This is a genomic window from Scytonema sp. NUACC21 (assembly GCF_054684315.1).
Window position 1 is genome coordinate 20,932 of the sequence record NZ_BAAFZH010000097.1, and the last position, 18,120, is coordinate 39,051.

14 protein-coding genes and 2 pseudogenes are annotated in these 18,120 nt (G+C 39.8%); 3 read left to right on the forward strand and 13 right to left on the reverse strand.

The genetic code is table 11. The features are described 5' to 3' along the window. Nucleotides 1-83 precede the first annotated feature (83 nt). The 10 genes from ACYRY3_RS29045 to ACYRY3_RS29090 form a co-directional block, all read right to left on the reverse strand. On the reverse strand, nucleotides 84-1,880 hold the full coding sequence (locus ACYRY3_RS29045; protein ID WP_460205148.1) for a non-ribosomal peptide synthetase: 1,797 nt from the start codon (nucleotides 1,878-1,880) through the stop codon (nucleotides 84-86). A gap of 103 nt (nucleotides 1,881-1,983) precedes the next feature. Then, nucleotides 1,984-3,648 (reverse strand): GH3 auxin-responsive promoter family protein, encoded by a 1,665-nt coding sequence (locus tag ACYRY3_RS29050; protein WP_460205149.1) that lies wholly within the window; start codon nucleotides 3,646-3,648, stop codon nucleotides 1,984-1,986. A 135-nt stretch (nucleotides 3,649-3,783) separates the two neighbouring features. Then, nucleotides 3,784-4,713: a hypothetical protein gene (locus ACYRY3_RS29055; protein ID WP_460205150.1), complete on the reverse strand. Its 930-nt coding sequence runs from the start codon at nucleotides 4,711-4,713 to the stop codon at nucleotides 3,784-3,786. Between the two features lie 178 nt (nucleotides 4,714-4,891). Next, nucleotides 4,892-5,926: a 2-hydroxyacid dehydrogenase gene (locus ACYRY3_RS29060; protein WP_460205151.1), complete on the reverse strand. Its 1,035-nt coding sequence runs from the start codon at nucleotides 5,924-5,926 to the stop codon at nucleotides 4,892-4,894. Between the two features lie 3 nt (nucleotides 5,927-5,929). Continuing rightward, nucleotides 5,930-6,877, reverse strand: coding sequence for an NAD(P)-dependent oxidoreductase (locus tag ACYRY3_RS29065; RefSeq protein WP_460205152.1), 948 nt, complete (start codon nucleotides 6,875-6,877; stop codon nucleotides 5,930-5,932). A 123-nt stretch (nucleotides 6,878-7,000) separates the two neighbouring features. Next, a complete protein-coding gene (locus tag ACYRY3_RS29070; protein ID WP_460205153.1) occupies nucleotides 7,001-7,816 on the reverse strand; it encodes an SDR family NAD(P)-dependent oxidoreductase in 816 nt (271 codons plus the stop codon). A 172-nt stretch (nucleotides 7,817-7,988) separates the two neighbouring features. Further along, nucleotides 7,989-8,750: an SDR family NAD(P)-dependent oxidoreductase gene (locus ACYRY3_RS29075; protein ID WP_460205154.1), complete on the reverse strand. Its 762-nt coding sequence runs from the start codon at nucleotides 8,748-8,750 to the stop codon at nucleotides 7,989-7,991. Nucleotides 8,751-8,771: 21 nt separating this feature from the next. Continuing rightward, nucleotides 8,772-9,938, reverse strand: a complete 1,167-nt coding sequence (locus ACYRY3_RS29080; RefSeq protein WP_460205155.1) for an enolase C-terminal domain-like protein — start codon at nucleotides 9,936-9,938, stop codon at nucleotides 8,772-8,774. 72 nt (nucleotides 9,939-10,010) lie between these two features. Beyond that, nucleotides 10,011-10,847: an alpha/beta hydrolase gene (locus ACYRY3_RS29085; protein ID WP_460205156.1), complete on the reverse strand. Its 837-nt coding sequence runs from the start codon at nucleotides 10,845-10,847 to the stop codon at nucleotides 10,011-10,013. 611 nt (nucleotides 10,848-11,458) lie between these two features. Further along, nucleotides 11,459-12,358, reverse strand: a complete 900-nt coding sequence (locus ACYRY3_RS29090; RefSeq protein WP_460205157.1) for a DUF3102 domain-containing protein — start codon at nucleotides 12,356-12,358, stop codon at nucleotides 11,459-11,461. Nucleotides 12,359-12,742: 384 nt separating this feature from the next. Between ACYRY3_RS29090 and ACYRY3_RS29095 the strand changes: the two genes are divergently transcribed. Together ACYRY3_RS29095 and ACYRY3_RS29100 are read left to right on the forward strand one after the other, a co-directional pair. Continuing rightward, a complete protein-coding gene (locus ACYRY3_RS29095; protein WP_460205158.1) occupies nucleotides 12,743-12,955 on the forward strand; it encodes an IS1 family transposase in 213 nt (70 codons plus the stop codon). After that, nucleotides 12,925-13,101, forward strand: a pseudogene (locus ACYRY3_RS29100) (IS1 family transposase); the annotation flags it as partial. The gene ACYRY3_RS29095 and the pseudogene ACYRY3_RS29100, both read left to right, overlap by 31 nt. Here the strand turns inward: ACYRY3_RS29100 and ACYRY3_RS29105 are convergent. Further along, nucleotides 13,087-13,497 (reverse strand): annotated as a pseudogene (locus ACYRY3_RS29105) (IS4 family transposase); the annotation flags it as partial. The pseudogenes ACYRY3_RS29100 and ACYRY3_RS29105 sit on opposite strands and share 15 nt — an antisense overlap. A 273-nt stretch (nucleotides 13,498-13,770) precedes the next feature. Continuing rightward, nucleotides 13,771-13,896 (reverse strand): hypothetical protein, encoded by a 126-nt coding sequence (locus ACYRY3_RS29110; protein WP_460205159.1) that lies wholly within the window; start codon nucleotides 13,894-13,896, stop codon nucleotides 13,771-13,773. 68 nt (nucleotides 13,897-13,964) lie between these two features. On the opposite strand from ACYRY3_RS29110, the gene ACYRY3_RS29115 reads away from it, so the two are divergent. Next, the gene (locus ACYRY3_RS29115; protein ID WP_460205160.1) at nucleotides 13,965-14,357 is read left to right on the forward strand and encodes a sulfurtransferase; all 393 of its coding nucleotides are present in this window, start codon (nucleotides 13,965-13,967) and stop codon (nucleotides 14,355-14,357) included. A gap of 125 nt (nucleotides 14,358-14,482) precedes the next feature. Here ACYRY3_RS29115 and ACYRY3_RS29120 read toward each other — a convergent pair whose 3' ends face one another. Beyond that, entirely contained in the window at nucleotides 14,483-18,019 is a 3,537-nt protein-coding gene (locus tag ACYRY3_RS29120; RefSeq protein WP_460205161.1) for a phytase, read from the reverse strand. Nucleotides 18,020-18,120: the final 101 nt, after the last annotated feature.

Genomic DNA, 18,120 nt, shown 5'->3' on the forward strand with positions numbered 1-18,120 from the left:
CTACAAGATTGCATTTTTTTAGCCTCTGTTTCCAGCGATCGCTGCTTTCTTAACTAAGGTTTTTGCAACACTACTGTAAACGTTTATTTACGAATAATATTGGCTATTTTTTCCACAGTTGCTGCCTGAAAAATTGTAATTAGAGGTAGAGTTTCACCAAAAATTTTCTCTATCTGAGTGAACAAATGTACAGCTAATAAAGAATTTCCTCCTAAATGGAAAAAATCATCTCTGATACTAATAGGGTGGACATTTAATATTTCTTCCCAAAGCTTGACAAGTTGAAGTTCTATATCGTCACGAGAAGCCACAAAACATTCTTCCGAATTCTTTCCTGTTCTGTCAGGAATAGGTAAAGCATGGTAGTCTATTTTACCATTTGGAGTCAGAGGCATGATACTCAATATTACAAATACAGAAGGTACCATGTAAGAAGGAAGTTTTTGATTGAGAAAATGGCGCAATTCAGAGATCTTGCACTTCTGCTTCTCGTGTAAAACTATATAGGCGACGAGGTAATTGTTGATTGAAATATCTTCTCTGATTACGACTACAGCCTGCTCGATAGCAGGGTGTTGACTCAATACGAGTTCAACTTCTTCCAATTCTATGCGAAAGCCGCGAATCTTAACTTGGCGGTCAGCCCGTCCTAAATGTTCAATATTGCCGTCACTTAAATAACGACCTAAATCCCCAGTTTTATAAAGGCGCTCTCCTGGTTGGTTGCTAAAGGGATTAGGAATAAATCTTTCGTCAGTCAATCTTGGTTGGTTGAGGTAGCCTTGAGCTAATCCTTTACCTCCGATATATATTTCGCCAGGAGTTTCAACGGGTACACGTTGAAGGTTGGAATCAAGGATATAAATCTGTACATCGTCAATGGGGCGACCGATAGGCACAACGTTTTGCGTACACTTGCAAGGCCAGAAAGTTGTATGTGGTCCAACTTCTGTCACTCCATATGTGTTGTATAAATTTGCGGTTTGAGATGCTAAGAAGTGCTCTTGGAGCTTAAGAGGCAAGGGCTCAGCGCTACACATAACATGCTTTAAGTTGCTACATTTGAGAAGTAGATTCTCCTCGATAAGTACTTGTAGCTGCGAGGGAGTGATTGCAATGATTGTAATATTATGTTTAGCAATAAGCTCAATGAGGTGGAAGCTGTCTTTCTGGGAATTGGGGGGAGCTACAACGAGTGCCCCTCCGACTCCCAATAACAAAAAAAACTCTTTGACTAAGCCAGCAAAAACAGAGGCTTTGAATAGAATCCGGTCTTCCATGCTCAAAAGGAGAGTTTTTTGAACCCAAACATGTCCATTACTGCAAGCTTTGTGAGAGAGCATCACGCCTTTGGGAGTACCTGTTGAACCCGAAGCATAAAAGACAAAGGCAAGATTTTCTGGTGTGACTTCACTAATCGGTGCTTCTACTCTTTCATTTGCCAAATTTACCCAAATCTTATCCATGGAGATCGTATGTCTATTGTCATTGGGCAATTCTCTCAAAAAACAATCCTCGGTCAGCAATACAGATGCCTTAGTATCAACCAATATAAAATCCAATCGCTCTTTAGGATCGCTGGTATCCATAGGCACGCATACTCCACCAGCTTTTAATATCCCCAAAATGCTCACGATTAAATTGGGAGAGCGCTCCATAAACATTCCAACCAGCACTTCTGGTCCCACACCTAAGGATTGTAGATAATGTGCTAATTGGTTGGCTCGATTATCTAACTCTTTATACGTAAGTTGTTGGTCTTCAAAGATAACAGCAACTGCATCTGGTGACTTCAAGACTTGTTGCTCGAAAGGTTGATGTAAAATCGCATCGCTCCCTAAATAATTCACTTGAGTCTCACTTCTATAATTTGTAGACATAATTGCTCTCCATAGATAACAGCCAGCAATTGCAGCATTTTCAACCAACAGTAACACCTGTGTGGTGTTTAAATTAATTAATGACGAGACAACCGAAGTATACTCATTGATTCAAGTTGAGATTGAGCTTGTGAAATAGATGAAGGATGTTATCATCCTTTTGCAGCCAATGGTGCTTGATTTGAGATAGCGAAGCTCCACGTTTACTCAGTTCATCGACAATTTGATTAAATGCTCTCTCTTTAAGAGGAAGCATCTTTACTTGTCTCAAACGTTCAGTTTGCCTTTTATATGCATACTCACAGTTTATTTTTTGCATAGCTTCCTCTGCAAAAAACTCAAACTTCTCTACTGATACATTTTTAAGGCAATCATTCCACTCAACTGCAAGAGTATAGCCAGGTGGCTTATCCCAGACAGGAATACAGGTAAAGAGAGGCAATGTACTAGTACCAAAGCCTGAAAGTTGGTGAAATGCCTTGGCTACTGCTGAGTAAACATCATCTTCTGATAATTTCTCACCTGTAAATGAACTATGGAAACCAACTCTACCAACGAATTCTAAACGCGGAGATTTACCCACCCATCCAACTACCTTGTAAGCATCACCTATATCCAATCGGTAAAGCCCATTAGCTTGAGTCATGACTAATCGATATGTCTTTCCTACCTCAAGATCTTTATAAAGCAGTGTTTCTGAGAAAGGATGAATAGCTGAGGAATCAGTCAAATCCTTCACCTCAACAAACTCATGAATACCCTGATTAACGGCCAGAGGACCTGCACTTGGATGAGAATCGACCGGCATAGTCACGATACCTTCTGTGGAAGTCGTGGAAAAAGGGATTAAGCTAACTTCAGGATAGAGTTCTTGTAACCATGGTTGATAAAACTTTGCTGAGGCAGAATTCCAACATGAGATAAGTGAGAGATTCGGCCAGAGATCCTTTGGCACTAAAGGACGCTGACAAGTTTGCACAATATTGTCCAGAAGTTTTGCTTTGTCCTTAGTTATAACCCGTTTGTATAACTCGCAAATAATCCATTCAGTATCATCTGCAAGACTCCTTGCCAAAGCAGTCAAACGGCTTGGATTAACCGCAACTATTATTCTAACATCAGAGTTTGATAGGTTAAGTAAATACCTTCGTGTAGCATCCTTAAATTTCTCGCCATTAACACCGATGAACCACTGCTCATCATACCAGGGGGGCATCCAATCGCCATCACCAAGAGCTGCTGGTCGTTGAGTAATACTATATTTCGGTATGTTCTCAACATATGATTTAACTTGACATCGTCGCCACGACAAATCTAGAACAGAACTGCTAGAAATCGGAACATTTCCTAATACTTCAAAATATAGTCCCCATTGGGCATATAAAGCTGGTCCCCTATATTTCTCACGCCAATGTCGAGTCATGGGAACATATTTAGCCCTCCCAGAAGTACCAGAAGTTTCATAAAAAGCCAGTGGATTATCCTTGGTTAATATTTTACTACAGCCTTCAATTATCTGATTAATATAAGGCTCAAAATTTACATATTGTCTAATTGGAACTGCTTTTTGAAAATCTTTCAAATTCATACTGTTAGACAGTTCATGATCGTTAGCAAATACTGTTAATTGCGATCGATCTAGTATATCAAAGAATACATTGAACAACTCCTTATCAGGATTTATACAAGTCTTTCGTTGGATGTCAAGATGATTTTTAGTTTTAGATAAAAAATCTGAGATGTATTGAGAGTTTCGATGTTGTTTCATATCATACATATGCCAAAACCTAAATTCAAAGTATTTCAACTAACGGTTCTTGAGCCAATTTTATGGAAAATTAATACTAAAGTGCCTGTTTACTAAACTATGTAATTAAAAATCAGCGTCGTCGTTACAATCTCTTTATGTTTTAAGTAATGCTGTTGCTCCCCATGTGTTGGGTCCTGTGCCTAATAATAAAGCCAAACCATCTTTCTGAATAAGGTTATTGTTCGAGAGGTCGGACAAATTAATTAAGTTGTCTGCTGCAACCGCGTGAGCAAACCTAGAAATGTTTTCAGTAAAGGATTGTTCTTCCGAAAAACCAGATAGAGTGCGAATGGTTCCATTTACCGATAAGTTGTAATTATTAGTGATCAGCTTACAAAAATCTTCGGGAACCTTTTTAAGACTACTCATCAATTCACTTATCGTCTTCTCAATGCCTTTAGCAACATACTCAAAGTACTTCGTTAATTGATTGACTGGATCAATGTCAATCATCCTGGCGTCTGAATGCTGTATAGTTTTAACAATCTCAAATTCTCCTTTGACAGTAGAACTAACAATACAGCTTGCAGCTGCATCGCTTTGAATTGATATATTTGGAGGAATAAGTCTGGAACTGCCCTCTTCAAATTTACTAGTAGTAATAATTAAAACATTTTTACATTCGCCTGCCTTCACAAAACTGGTAGCTATACGAAGAGCAGTGTGAAGGTTACCAGAACCGGAGAAAGAAATACCTATCGGATAAGCACATTTTAATTCTAACTTGCTGATAATATGGCTAGCATCTTCCCGGTTATTCAACCCTGAATCCCTATCCGTAGCATATAATAGAACATCTATTTCGCTTTTTTCTACAGAGGATTCTTTTATAGTGCGTTGAGCACTATTATATGCCATTTCTACTCCTGAAAGGTTGCTCTTACTATATTTTTCTAAACCAAGTTTGAGTAGTGTCTCTAATACTTTGTCATCACTTCTCAATTCACTCAAATCTTGAATATCACAAAGCTTACCTAACTCATAAGCTAGCCCTAACAGACTAATCTTTTCTACTTCTGACATATAGCTCTAAACCTCAAATTTGTTGATGCTGCTTTTAACTATTAGGCAACAAGATTTTCACGTCAATAAGCCGATCGAGATGAAATTTTAACTATTCCCTAATCCATTGAAAGTTAAAAAAATAGGAGAAAACTTGACAACAAAACAGTTCAATTTAATTTGAACTCTGTTTAATTACTTATTTAGAAATATTCGATGAATAGGTAGCAGCCCATTTTGGTATAACATTTGGATTACAAATATACTTAGGAAACTTCCTTTCTAAAATTGAAACTACATTTTCAACAGCCGTAGGAATAAGCGAATCAAATAATTCCCGTGTGTGCCCAATCATATGTTGAGTGAGTATTACATTATCTAGCCGACGCAGTGGATGATTAAGTCGAAGAGGCTCTTCTTCAAAAACATCAATTGCTGCCCCTGCTAAAATATTACTTTGCAAAGCTCGATAAAGCGCATCCTCGTTGACGATTCCACCACGAGCAGTATTAACTAGAAACGAGCCCGGTTTCATACTTGATAAAAGGTTCCAATCAACTGAATTTTTTGTGTTTGGAGTTAGAGGAACATTAATACTAATTATATCACTCTCACAAAAAAGTTTTTTGAGAGGTACAAATTTGACATTTGGCCATTCTTTTGGCTTGGGGGTACGAGTGAAGGAGAGAATTTCGACATTCCAACCAGAAAGGCGTTTTACTGTCTCTTGAGCTATGCGACCAAATCCAAAGAAGCCTACCTTCTTACCAGCAAGCATACGGCTTGAGAATTGATTGCTAGATGGGCGAGGTGTATTCTTTTGGAGTAGGTTCAACTTCCAAGGTAATTCAAGAAACAGAGAAGACATTAACATTACTGTAGCTTCAGCTAGACTTTCAGCATTTTCAGGAGTAGCTCCATTTGCAACAATGATTCCAAGTTCTGTTGCTGCTTCAATATCACAGGAATTTATGCCTATTGTGGGGAATACTACACCTTGTAGCTGTTTGAATGATAACAATAACTCGCGATCGAGAGTAACCCTAGAACTGATGAGAAGGATATCAGTGTTATGAAAAAAATCCTTCCATCGTTCTTGTTTTGAAATTATTTGCGTAGGTAATGGCTGCACAGCACCACGGATAACTTCATAACCCCTATCGACTAGCAGATCTGCAACACTTCCTAGAACGTCATCTAAAACATTGTCATAACTAATAAAGATTTTTGGCATTTTTTAGACCACTTGCCTTATTGCTTCTGATGAATTATTAAACACAAAATCAACAGCAGCTTGAATAAATTTTGAGACAGATTTCTCACTTTTCCAAGCTGTATGAGCTGTGGGGACTACGCACTCATTTCTCCGTAAAATATCCTCTTTATCTAATGGCTCCAAATCAAAAACATCTAAGGCAATCTTTGAAATTTGATTCTTTGAAATCATCTTTCTTAGATAATGCATATCTAAAAGTTCTGCACGAGCAGTATTGATTAGAAAGGCATCTTTTTTAAGAAGGCTTAGACGGGATGAGTTTAAGATCTCATGAGTCTTTTCACTTAGACGTAAATGCAAGGAAACTATGTCACTTTCACTTAATAGTGAATCAAGTTCAGCAAATGACACATTTCCAGGTAACTTTGAGAATTTTGAAAGAGAAGGTGACCAAACGAGAATTTTTACTCCAAAAGCTTCTGCCAAAAATGCAACCTTTCGTCCGACACGACCAAAACCTATAATTCCGAGTGTCCGTTCCGCAAAATCTCGACGAAAAATATAAGGCCAAGAACCATCTCTTAATGATAAAACATTCTCATCATATTGGTGACAAAGTGATAGTATTTGAAATAAAGTAAACTCTGCAACTGAATCTACAGCTAAACCAGGCGTATCGAAAACTGATATTCCCAAATCTTTTGCAGCACATATATCTACGCTTCTCCCGACTGGCCCAGCAACCACTACACGCTTAGGAAGATCTATATTCTGTAAAGATGAGGCACAAATCGGGGTTGCATCAAAGAATTGTAATACTGTGTCTTTACCAGCAAGACGGAATCGCTTTTCTTCAGTATCTCTTGGTGGATCTGCATATATACAATAACCTGAGTAGGGGGCAGTCAACTCAGTAAATTTTTGCGTTATAAGTTCATGTTCACAACTAAAAACAGAAATTTTTGACATTAGATAAAGTTGATGAAAACAATATAATCAACAGTCAGTTTGGGCTGAACGAAGAATAAAAATAGCTCTTCTTCTTTAGGGAGAAAAATGTCGATATGAGTTAAAGCCAAACTTCTATAAACTCTAGTTTTTTACTTTAGCTGACTGTCCTGCAAGGACTCCTCCATCTACTACTATTACTTGACCTGTTACATAGCTACTATTCGAGCTTAATAACCAGACAGCAGCATTTGCTATTTCTTCTGGCTTACCTAGTCTTCCTAATGGTGCACGATTGGCCCTCAATTTCAGTTCATTCACATCTGCATATATAGATCTTAACATTGGTGTTTCTGTTGATCCTGGGCTTACTACGTTCACTCGAATTCCTTGCCGAGCGTATTGTAATGCCGCTGATTTTGACATACCGATGATTGCATGTTTGCTAGCTGAATATGCTGCACTACCGGAATGTCCTAAATGAGCAGCTACAGAAGCACAGTTAACTATTACTCCTCCATCACTCGTTAATAGAGCCTCAATTTGATACTTCATACATAATAAAGTACCACATACATTAATTGCTAATACCTCATCAATATTTTTTTTAGATTCTTGATGAAGCGGTTTAAATTCACCAAAAATTCCAGCATTATTGAATGAACCATCTAACCTTCCAAACCTTTCAATGGTTAAATTAACTGCTCGTTTGATATCTTCTTCCTTTGAAATATCTGCTTTAATAATTAAAAATTGCTGTTCGGAAAAATTTTTGCATGTTTCTTTAAGGGTACTTTCTGTTCTTCCAATAAGTGCGACAAATGCACCTGTACTCAAAAGTAATCGACTCGTTGCTGCACCTATCCCACTTCCCGCACCAGATACCATAAATACTTTTCCACAAATACCATTATTGATTGAAGCTTTACTTACATATTCTACTTCATTTTCATTGTGCATAATTCTTATTTCTCACTATTATATTTCTTCAAGGGCTTCTATGGATAATTAATAGTAAAGTTCCGGATAAACAAAATGCTTAATTAAAACTTACTAGAGAAAAATATTCAATTTGAAATAAAAAAGCTGTTGTCTAGCATTACCAATCACTTTAGCATTTCTCACAATACCTTCATATCAAAAGTCCACCGTTTACATCAAAAATAGCTCCAGTTGTATACCCACTTTCTTCGCTAGTCAAATGGACTATTATGCTAGCTGCTTCCTTAATTGAACCAAGACGCCCCATTGGTATTTTCTCAAGAATCTTCTTTTGTCTTTGCTCATCATAGTTATTCCAAGCTCTTGAAATACGTTCAGTCATAATAGGACCGTGAGCAACACAGTTAACTGTTATTCCGGAGGGAGCAAGCTCATACGCAGATTGCTTTGTATAACCTATTATAGCAGCCTTTGAGCTAACATATGCGGCATTACTAAAATGTGTATATGTTCGACCAGCAATGGATGCAAAATTTATGATGCGCCCCCAACCTCTCGACTTCATGTATCCTACCGTTAATTGAACCAATGTTGGAATGTGTAAGAAGTTAGTAACAAAGGATTCAGAGTAATCTTTTGTTTGGAGCTTTTCTATTGAGATATATCTTGTATCACCACCAACACCATTGATCAATATATCTGGAAGCGCCTCTTTAGGTAGTTTCGAGATGACATTCTCCAGCTGTTCAAGCTGCGTTACATCAATACACATTGGAGGAGCAGCAAGATGCTTATGTACTAACTTAGACATTTTCGCGAGTACTTCAGCATCTTTATCAATCAGAAGCAACTTGATTCCCTTATTTGCAAGCTGCTGGCCTACTTCGGCGCAGATACCGCTACCAGCACCTGAAATAAGTGCTATATGAGAAGCGTTTGAATAATCCTGCATATGTTTATTTTGTTAATGGGGTCAAATTGAGAAGTTTCCTATTTTTTTTAGCTGAGATAGAAGATAAGATGAAGGACTTAGACCAAAACCAACACTCTGTAAACAGTTAATTGCCGATTTTTCCCTATTAATTTGGAACGGTGGCTCAGTCAATGCAGTCGGAAACCATTCATCTTGTCTCCCAGCTTCGACAGTCAGATAATCATCTAGTGCAAATGCAATTGCGCGACTAGCTGCCCATAGAGGACCTATTTCTCCAACCTGAACTCCAATTTGATACTTCAGTCCAGCTTGTTGAATTTTTCTAATGAGTCGGAGGGAGGTAGTAATTCCCCCACACTTGGAAACACGAACATTGACAGAGTCACATGCTTGATGTTCAATAGCTTGCAGAATATCTCGCTCATGAGCGAAAGATTCATCAAGCATAATCTTTACTCCATAGTTTTCTCTTATGTCTGCAAAATGCTTCCACTGCCTTGGTTTGAATGGTTCTTCAATCCATGAAATTGACCTAAGCTCTTCAGCAAAAGTTGATATTTCCCAATCATTCCAGGCTCCATTAGCATCAATGCTGATGTATGTCTGCGGATCGAGAAGTGCCTTTGCCTCTCTCAGTACTGAAATGCTAGCCTGAACACTCTTGTGAGCTTTGATTTTCACACAGTGTAGCTGTTTTAACGCCTCAGGTTTCAAAGAGTGGAGCCTGTCTCTAGGACTTACTGAAAGATCTATGACGAGAGAAACAGGGATTGTCCGTTGTGCAGAATGATTGCTTTGAGATAGACATAGATTCAAAAAATCGGCAAGGTGGCGTGAGTGTATTTTGCACAAGAGATCGATACATGCAGTTTCAACCGCCGCCGCCGCCGCAGGCGAAAAAACTTCAGGATTCACTAGATAAGTCCAATTCTGTTCAAAAATATCTGTTCCCCCTTCATCAAAGTTCTTCCATTTTATTATTGAATTGAGAAGTTTGAAGTTGAACCCCTTTAATGTCTCAATAACTGTCTTTAGAGTCTCTCCTGAAACATAGTAGCGTGGCGCTCCTTCACCCCACCCCTTTTTCCCTTGATTGCTATTTAGCTCTATAAGTATGCTCTCCGTTAACTTTCGCTCTTTAGCAGCATGGTTAAAGGCTTTTTGCATTGGAATGGATGCCGAAAAAATTGTTACAGATTCAATCATTCAGATAATCCAACTCAATTCAGTACTAATTCACATTTCAATGTCTTTATATCTTTGTCATCTTCATCAATACTAAGAAAGCAACGTTGAGTTGATCGTGCTAACTAACCATCCCAAATAACTTTGTTGCACTTCTGAAAATTCTATGTAGTGGAACATGGTTTCAAAAATTGTATGGTGATAATTCGGCGCAATTCTCTTCAATACCTCTTTTGAAGCTGACAAGTTAATGATTGAATCAACTCTTGGAGTAGCTAAGTATACTGGATGATCTATAGTATAGCGAGAACTTTGCTCGCAATATGTGTCTTCAAGCTCGATCATAACGGATCTTGCCCTATCGGTGACAAACCTTAGCATTAAGAAGTCATTTGCCATGAACTGAAGGTATCGTTCAATATTCGTGTAATCCAAATCGCTAAGTGCCAATGGCGATCTATCAAGACCACTTAGTGTGCGATTTTTGTAAAATTTTTCACCTCTTGCTCTCTGTTGACCAAGTGCTGGCGCACAAAAAATTGATGCTTTGAAGGGAAGCCTGTACTTTAGCAGTAATCCGGCTAGAATACTTCCCCCAAAACTTTGTCCCAAACCGATAATTGGACAGCCATTTAATTTCACCCGAACGTATTCAAAAGCAGTGCCATAGTCGTCAAGTAATTGTTTCGTAGATGAGATGTCGCCTCTCAATCCTTTGCTTAACCCTGAACCTCTACGATCGAGTGCAAACAAATTAATAGAAAAGGAGTTCAAGTACGCAGCAATTTCAGTAAGCCAACCGGCATGGCTCTGAATTCCATGAATATAGAAGATTGACGCAATAGGCTTTTCTGCATTCCAACAGTGCAGCGCTAACGGAATTTCATCACTCGAAGTTAAAAAACATACAGTATGACTAAATTCTTGCATTTGCTTTCCCGCTCACTTTCTATAAATATATAGCTCTATAAGTTCAACAGATACTTTCTGAGCGTGTCAGTAAACATAGTTTACCACATTTCATGAAATTTTAAAAAGGCTTCTAATCACTCCATAAAATGAAGCATAACAGATAAGAGTAAAGTCAGTCAAATTATCATCTTGAAAAATAGATGAATGACACAATGTTGTGTGGACTCATCTAAGAAAGGAATTTTACTTTCATAAGCAGTTCGTTTCAATCGGAGTCTAAATCCCCAATTGAAACATTCACTGTTAATTAGTTAATCCTGATTTTACAGCAGTCTTAGTTGCAAATAATCCTGATTGAAAAATGTTAGTAAGAGCAGTTGTAATTTATTAGTTTCGTTACATTTTTTGGTGATTTTTTATTCTCACACTAAATTTAGCTACATGAAAGCCAGTCAGTATAGGTGTAAGAAAATTTAGGGGTCAAAATGATGATACGGTTCGCGATCGCAACCCGTTCTGAATGAAAGAAAAACGAGCAATTTTTAGCTAACCCTTATTTCATAAGCTTTTCGGCTCGTGTTTCTTGAGAGTCAAGGCAATTGCAACACCTCTCCATACCTATCCTCAAACTATCTTCGAGTGTTGAGTGCCTGTTGAGATGCTGTAATTATGGCTGATAGCTGATACTCACTCAATCCGTCGTTGGCAGCCTTTATAATGACTAAAGCTAGTTGCTCTGGCGTGAAGTTTTTGATGCTAATTGCCATTTCAACGATCTCTGCATCTGATGTTGCGAGGGAAATAGTAACTTGATTTTTTATACTGGTTGGTAGCTGTGTGGTGTTTTCAGGTATATCTTGTATAGTAGTTGCAATTAACCTGTCTTCAAACGCAAAAGAAGACAGTGATTTGTGCAAAGATAGCAACTGCGTTTCTTCTGTCTGAGCCTCTTTTTCAGTCAAATCTTCTTGTGTAGAGACAGCCGAAGTTTCATAACGTGTAGGTTTTATAACGTAGACTGGTTTGTCCGGCTTAAGCAAGGTGGTTTTCAGTTCTACCGCTCCCTTTTTAGTTTTTTTATATTGAGAGAGAATTGCCTTGGCCTTAGCATAGCTGATGTTTTCGCCATCAGAAGCACGTTTTAAGACTTCAGCTCTTGCCTCTTTAGGTGTAGAGGGGGCAGCGATCAGATAAAGAGTTGAAGCAGCGATTTTCAAATATGTAAAATTTACGCATTTGAACTGCTCTGCAACCTGCATAAATTTGGTAGCGGCTGATACACTCCAACTAAACTCAAACTTAAGCCAATTTCTAAAGTTTCCATGTCCCAGATGCTGTTTCACCTCAATTAGCTTCTGTCCAATAGCGATAATATCTTGAGAATTACGGCGCATTAACGTCTTAATTTCGTTAGTGCACTGTTGAACAACTACTTGCGTTTCTGTTTCTAAAATACCATATTCAAAATTTATAGTTTGCTGAGTTGGCCGATCGTCTAACTGTTCAGGTAATAAATCACTATGATTCATGTGGTATTCACTCCATTTTGCCATTTTGTGAAGAAGGCGGCGGGCGCTGAAGGCAGAGGGCAGAAAGAATGCAATATGGTAGGGGCTTCAACCCACTACCAATTGCAAGCCACTAAGTCGTTCGTGTAGCATCTCGAAGAGAAGATGCGTGGTAGAGGGCTTATACCATTTCACTTTAATCGTGATACATATAAATTCTTTCCTGACGCTTCAAACAGGGCGTCTGGATACTATCGCTTTGTATCATCCTTTTCGTGAAACGGTATTACTCTGCTTGACTTCCTGTTGGTCGCAAGCGAGAGTTCGGGCATTCATGATAAGGGAAAATCCCTTCTACCTTAAGCACGGATACCCTCTGCCTCTCTTGTTAATGCTGATAATACTTTGGGAATTAAATATGTAATCGATCATAAAAGTGGAAAAGTTTTAGCTTATGTATTAGGAACTCATAAATATGAAGTGTTTGTTCAAACCAAAGCTTTACTATTACCATTTGGAATTACGCGATTTTGCACAGATGGCTGGGGGAGCATAGGAACGCTATTTAAACCGAGAATAACACTCACTCAATCGGGAATAAGAATACGCAGAAAATAGAGAACAAACACTTGAATCTACAAACCCAGATTAAACGGCTAGATCGAAAAACAATTTGTTCTTCCAAATCTGTTGTCATGCACACTCTTGTGATTGGATTATTTATTAACCAATATGAATTCTGGATTTTAAGTTCCTGTCTCTAAATTTAGAGAACTGAACAATTTTACTTGATGGTAACCTAAAAGCCATAGTAACTTGCTTGTCAACGTGATGATTTTTGAATCTATCGGACAAATCACGTACTCTCGATTTTTATTTCTCAATCTCTGGGGATTAACTTTTTTGTTAAGCTTTTGGTAAATCTCAATGAAAGGGTCTTGTCTGCCGTGTAAGTTGGCTTTCGAGAACGTTGAAATGTCCACTTTGTAACCAGTGTTATTCAAACGTTTAAATAAATAAGACATACTCGTTAAACTTTTATCCATCGCAAAGCTTAACCAACACGATACAAATAATCTGGTGTTAAGAACCGGATAATCGTTTTTGGGCAGACACTCAAGAATCTCTTTGACAATTTTAGGGAACGAATGTAAAATCATAACCAACAATTATTTTTAGTTTGACGCCCAAAATCCACCATGATTTGGGCACTTTTTCTTTGAATATTTCTTAACATTCAATATTTCAGAGTTTTAAATTGGGGTCTAAATCGCCAATTGAAACATTCACTGTTAAGAGTTTTCTTTTAATAGATGAACATGATATCACACCTCTTGATAAAGTTTTCAATATATGCATCCGTAGCTTTTGTATTTTTCTACTAAAAAAAGAATAGCGTAAAATGCCTTGATAAAATCTTGTTAAATAATTGTTTACAACAATTTGTGTCCAGCTCTGGAGACGTGTAGATAAATGTAAAGCTCTCCTTGTTTTATAAATATTTGTAACAACACCTCTTCCCACCTAAAGAAGAGCGATCGCGGTTCGTCCTGCGTCATTTTATTCCTCAAGTCCTACAAGTAGTCTTTTTGACGCCTCATCAAGCAGTACCAAACACTTTTTCCCAATGCCATCGCAGCACTTCAGGTTTGATGTCCGATCGCCTCAAGAGTACAGTGGCGAATGGTTCAATTTCAAACCTCCTGAGGGAAACGAACGCACGGGACACATTCCTGGTGCGATACACATACCATATGAACTCGTGTTGGCTGAAGATGGAACCTTCAAACCGCTTGAAAAATTGCGGGCAGTTTATGAGAGTCAAGGTATCACTCCAGACAAAGAGACGATCGTATACTGTGCTGTAGGAGCGCGAGCAGGACATACTTGTTTCGTCTTAAAGTACTTACTGGGATATCCCCGTGTAAGAAACTACTATGGCTCATGGAATGAATGGAGCCTATTTGCTGATGCACCTATTGAGAAACATAGCGCACCTTTAAGTGCAAAAATAAGTTGATGGGGTTCTATTTACAGCAGATGGTAAATTTGGACGGGCATCCCTGCCCGTCCCACAAGATGACCATCAATGGCTTGAAGATGACTATCAATGCCTTATGGTCAATTGAGAACTGCTATCTTCTCCTACACAATATCCCCAACAGGTGCTACCTCAAGTGGGCTAGCAATTGCGCTGTTACCACCAAACAGATAGTAAGGGCTGGGATTGCGAGGATCGTAACTCGTAGTATCAACGACTAAAGGCTGGGGGAAAGCATAGGCAATATTTTCCCAAGGCACCAGCTTAAAGTTGCTGTTGACATTCTCAAATTCCCCATCATCCTCAACTAAACGTGCGGGTAAGTTACTACCATCTTGGGTAATGAACACACCATAAGGGAATTTGGAACCAAGAGGCACGTTAATCACATCTGCACCATCCGACTCTTGTACGCTGTCAATGGGGCCATTGTTACCAACAGCGAAGCGTCCCAAAAAGTCGTTGTTACCCTCACGGGTGTAAGCAACAAAGGTGTTGTCACCTTGGCTGGAAGCTAACAGGTAACCAGTGCCTTGATTGCCATAGTAGATGGTTAGCCCTTCTACATCATCTTCTAAGTATTGACCACCTATGTCTTTGGCTTTGTCAATCAACGTACCTGTTGTGCCACCATTGGGTTCAGCCTGGTACTTCCAAATACCTACATCTTCTTGCCCAATGTAAAGGTAGCCCAATTCTTGGTCTGCTACCATGCCTTCCAGTTGAGCATCACGTCCAGGGGTTGTAGGGACGGTGAAATTTCGTACTAACTCAGTACCAATCTTACCATTACCCTTATCTACCAGTTTCAACTGTGCCACATCTCCGGTTTCTCGACGATTGGCGAAGACGTAGCGATCGTTTGTCACCGGGCTGCGGTACAAGGCAACTCCATAAGCACTCCGTTCTGAGGGTGAGTAGGGAGGCTCATAAGGTGATGATTGAAACAATGTACCAATGCTGCTCTCAGTAATATCTTCCAGATATTGACCGGAAGTACCGGGATGGGGGTTGATTTTGAAAATTGCCAGTTTGTCGTTATTGCGGTCTGTTGCTACGGCAATATCAACAGGGTGACCGCCTAAATTAAAGCCATATTGCAGGTCTATATTGTTGTAACGGATATTACCAGGGTTAACATCTTGCAACAGATTACCTGACAAGTCATAAACTCGCAAGCCAGCATTTTTGACTGCTGTTAATACCAAACTTTGCTCTGGGTTTGCGGAGTTTACGTAGATGGCAGGGTCATCTGCATCAGCACGTTGGTCTCGTGGCAAGTTGGGGTCGTCAAACAAGTCAGGACGGGTTTCTACCGTAGGCGTAACGGTGGGAACCAGGTCTGCCCCTAAAGTGAGGATTTGGGTGAATTGTGTTTGGCTGAAGTTGTTGTCACTCACCAAGACAATGGACTGATTACCATCAGGTAATTTTGGTCCAAAACTGATGCCTTCGATATTATCTGTGCCTGTAGGTAAATCCAGTGAATTGAGATTCAGCAACAAACGCTTTTCTACAGGTTGGATAGCTGTGAGTTGTTCATTACTTAAATTGTTCAGGGAATCGTAGTATTGAATGTCAGTCGCCCCTTGCAAACTGGCTTCGTAAATCTTGATGGTATTGCCAACCCCTGCTGAAAAAGAACGTTCTAACGCAAGTAGGGTGCCTCGGTTATCAATTGCTAACAAATCCACTAAGCCACTATCAGTAAAGCCTGTGGCAGGATTTGGTGCTGCAGCAACCGGATCGGTAAAATAGAGGTATTCTTTCTCTGGCTGACCTGAAACCAAATTGTATTGAAGAATCCGAGAAGGGCTTCCGGCGTTGAGAGTGGCAACAGAACCATCCTGCAACAAGGCATTTTCGGTGGCTGTGTACAAGAATTTTTGGTCGGGGCTAATAGTCAAACTTTCAAACGCTAAGTTATTGCGAATGCCCGATACTTGGGTATCTCCTGTATCTACAATCCCGTTACCGTTGGTGTCTTGGACAACTGGCAGGAATTTGCTAGGAACAGGTAAGGAACGTATTTGCTGACCTGTGGTAAGGGAAAATTCATTGATGAAGGGATTTGCGATCCGACCGGCACTGATATTTGCCTCGCCCTCGGAGGAGATGAAAACTGTACCGTTGTTGGTCAGTGCAATACCTTCTGGGTCTAAACTATTCAGTGCGAACTCTTGAGAGTTGGTATCTTTGAGAGTGGTAACATTGGTGAAGTTGACGCTTTCTGGAGACCCGATTTCTAAAGTATAGAATCGGGCGGGCGCAATTTGAGAGCGATCGTCAGAGATAGCATAGAAGACATTATTTATAGCATCGTAGGTGATACCCGACAAACCACCTAATGCCACTTCTTGACCATCTACTGTTCCTGCGGCACCACTTGGAATAAAACTAGTGGGGAATACAGTTTGTCCCAAAAAGTCTGCATCGGGAACAGTTCTACCTGCTTCTATGGGTGGAACTTGTAAATCTACCCAAATCAATTTATGGTCGGAACTGGGGTAACCACCGGGTAAACTGGGGTTAAATGTGCCGACCAATGGGAATAGGGGGTCTGTATTGAGGGGCCAGAAAATGCCTGAGTTGTTAATTTGCAAATCAGCAGATGGCAGTACGTAGTCTACCCGCAAATTGCCAGGGGCTGTATCGGCAAAGTCTGCCGTGTCGAAAGCAGGATTACCGCGATGAGTTAGATTTGCCCCGCCTTGCAATATTGCTTGCTGAGAACCGCCAGGACTAGAGGGGATAAAATTCGTATTGATATTGGGATTTAGCAATAATTGCCGGATAGCATTGTCGTAGCTGTCCCCATCAAAGGGGTCTGCATTTTGGTCTCCCATGATAACAAAGCTTGACCCAGCACCAAGACCGCCTCGCTTGCCTGCATCATCATAGATGTAATCGCCCTTGCCTGGGGTAACATAATCTGCCCAGAAACGAATCTCATCATAGTTGCGTTTGCCGTTACGGTCTTCAAGACCGTCAAAGGTAGGGGGCGTAGGATGGCTGACCAAAGCATGAATTGTCTCGCCATTCACTATGATGGGAACATCCCAATGACTTTTGGAGGAAAGGCGCAGGACAGCTTGTTCTTCTGGTGAATACCAAGGTGTACCGGAATCAGGAAGCGCAACGGTAGATAGCAGTGACCCAGGCATATCCTGCCATAGGAAAGTTTGGAATGTCCGCAGATTTTCGGTATCTATGGGGTACTTGGATAGCAGTAACATTCCAAATTGACCGGGAAACTCCCCAAAACCGAAGGAATCATCACCATATCCTCGCGTACCGGGAGTTGTGACGGCGGTGCCATCATTGTTTAAGTCAAATCCAGATGCGATACCTGTATTTGAGGGTGCAATGTAAGCATAGCGGTATTCAGTCGGAGTCGCACCTTTCTGACTGACAGAAAGGTAATTTTTTTGGAAAAGTTCTACAGCTTTATATGGAGCTGGCTCATAGTAATCGAACTCGTTAATCAGCAGCACATCTGGGTTGTTGCGCTGAATGATTTCCGCGACGGTCTTTGCTTGTGCATTGTCAGGTGTAGACAAATCCTCAATTAACCGACCTTCTGCACCACGGTTCAAAGAAGCATTGAACTGAGAAAAGCGAATTGTGTTGGTAGAAACCATATAAGCTATTCAAAATACAACGTTGAACATGCTAACGCTCACAGCTATCCGAAAGCTGTCATTTGTCATTAGCCATTTCTTAGGTACGAATAACAAATGAC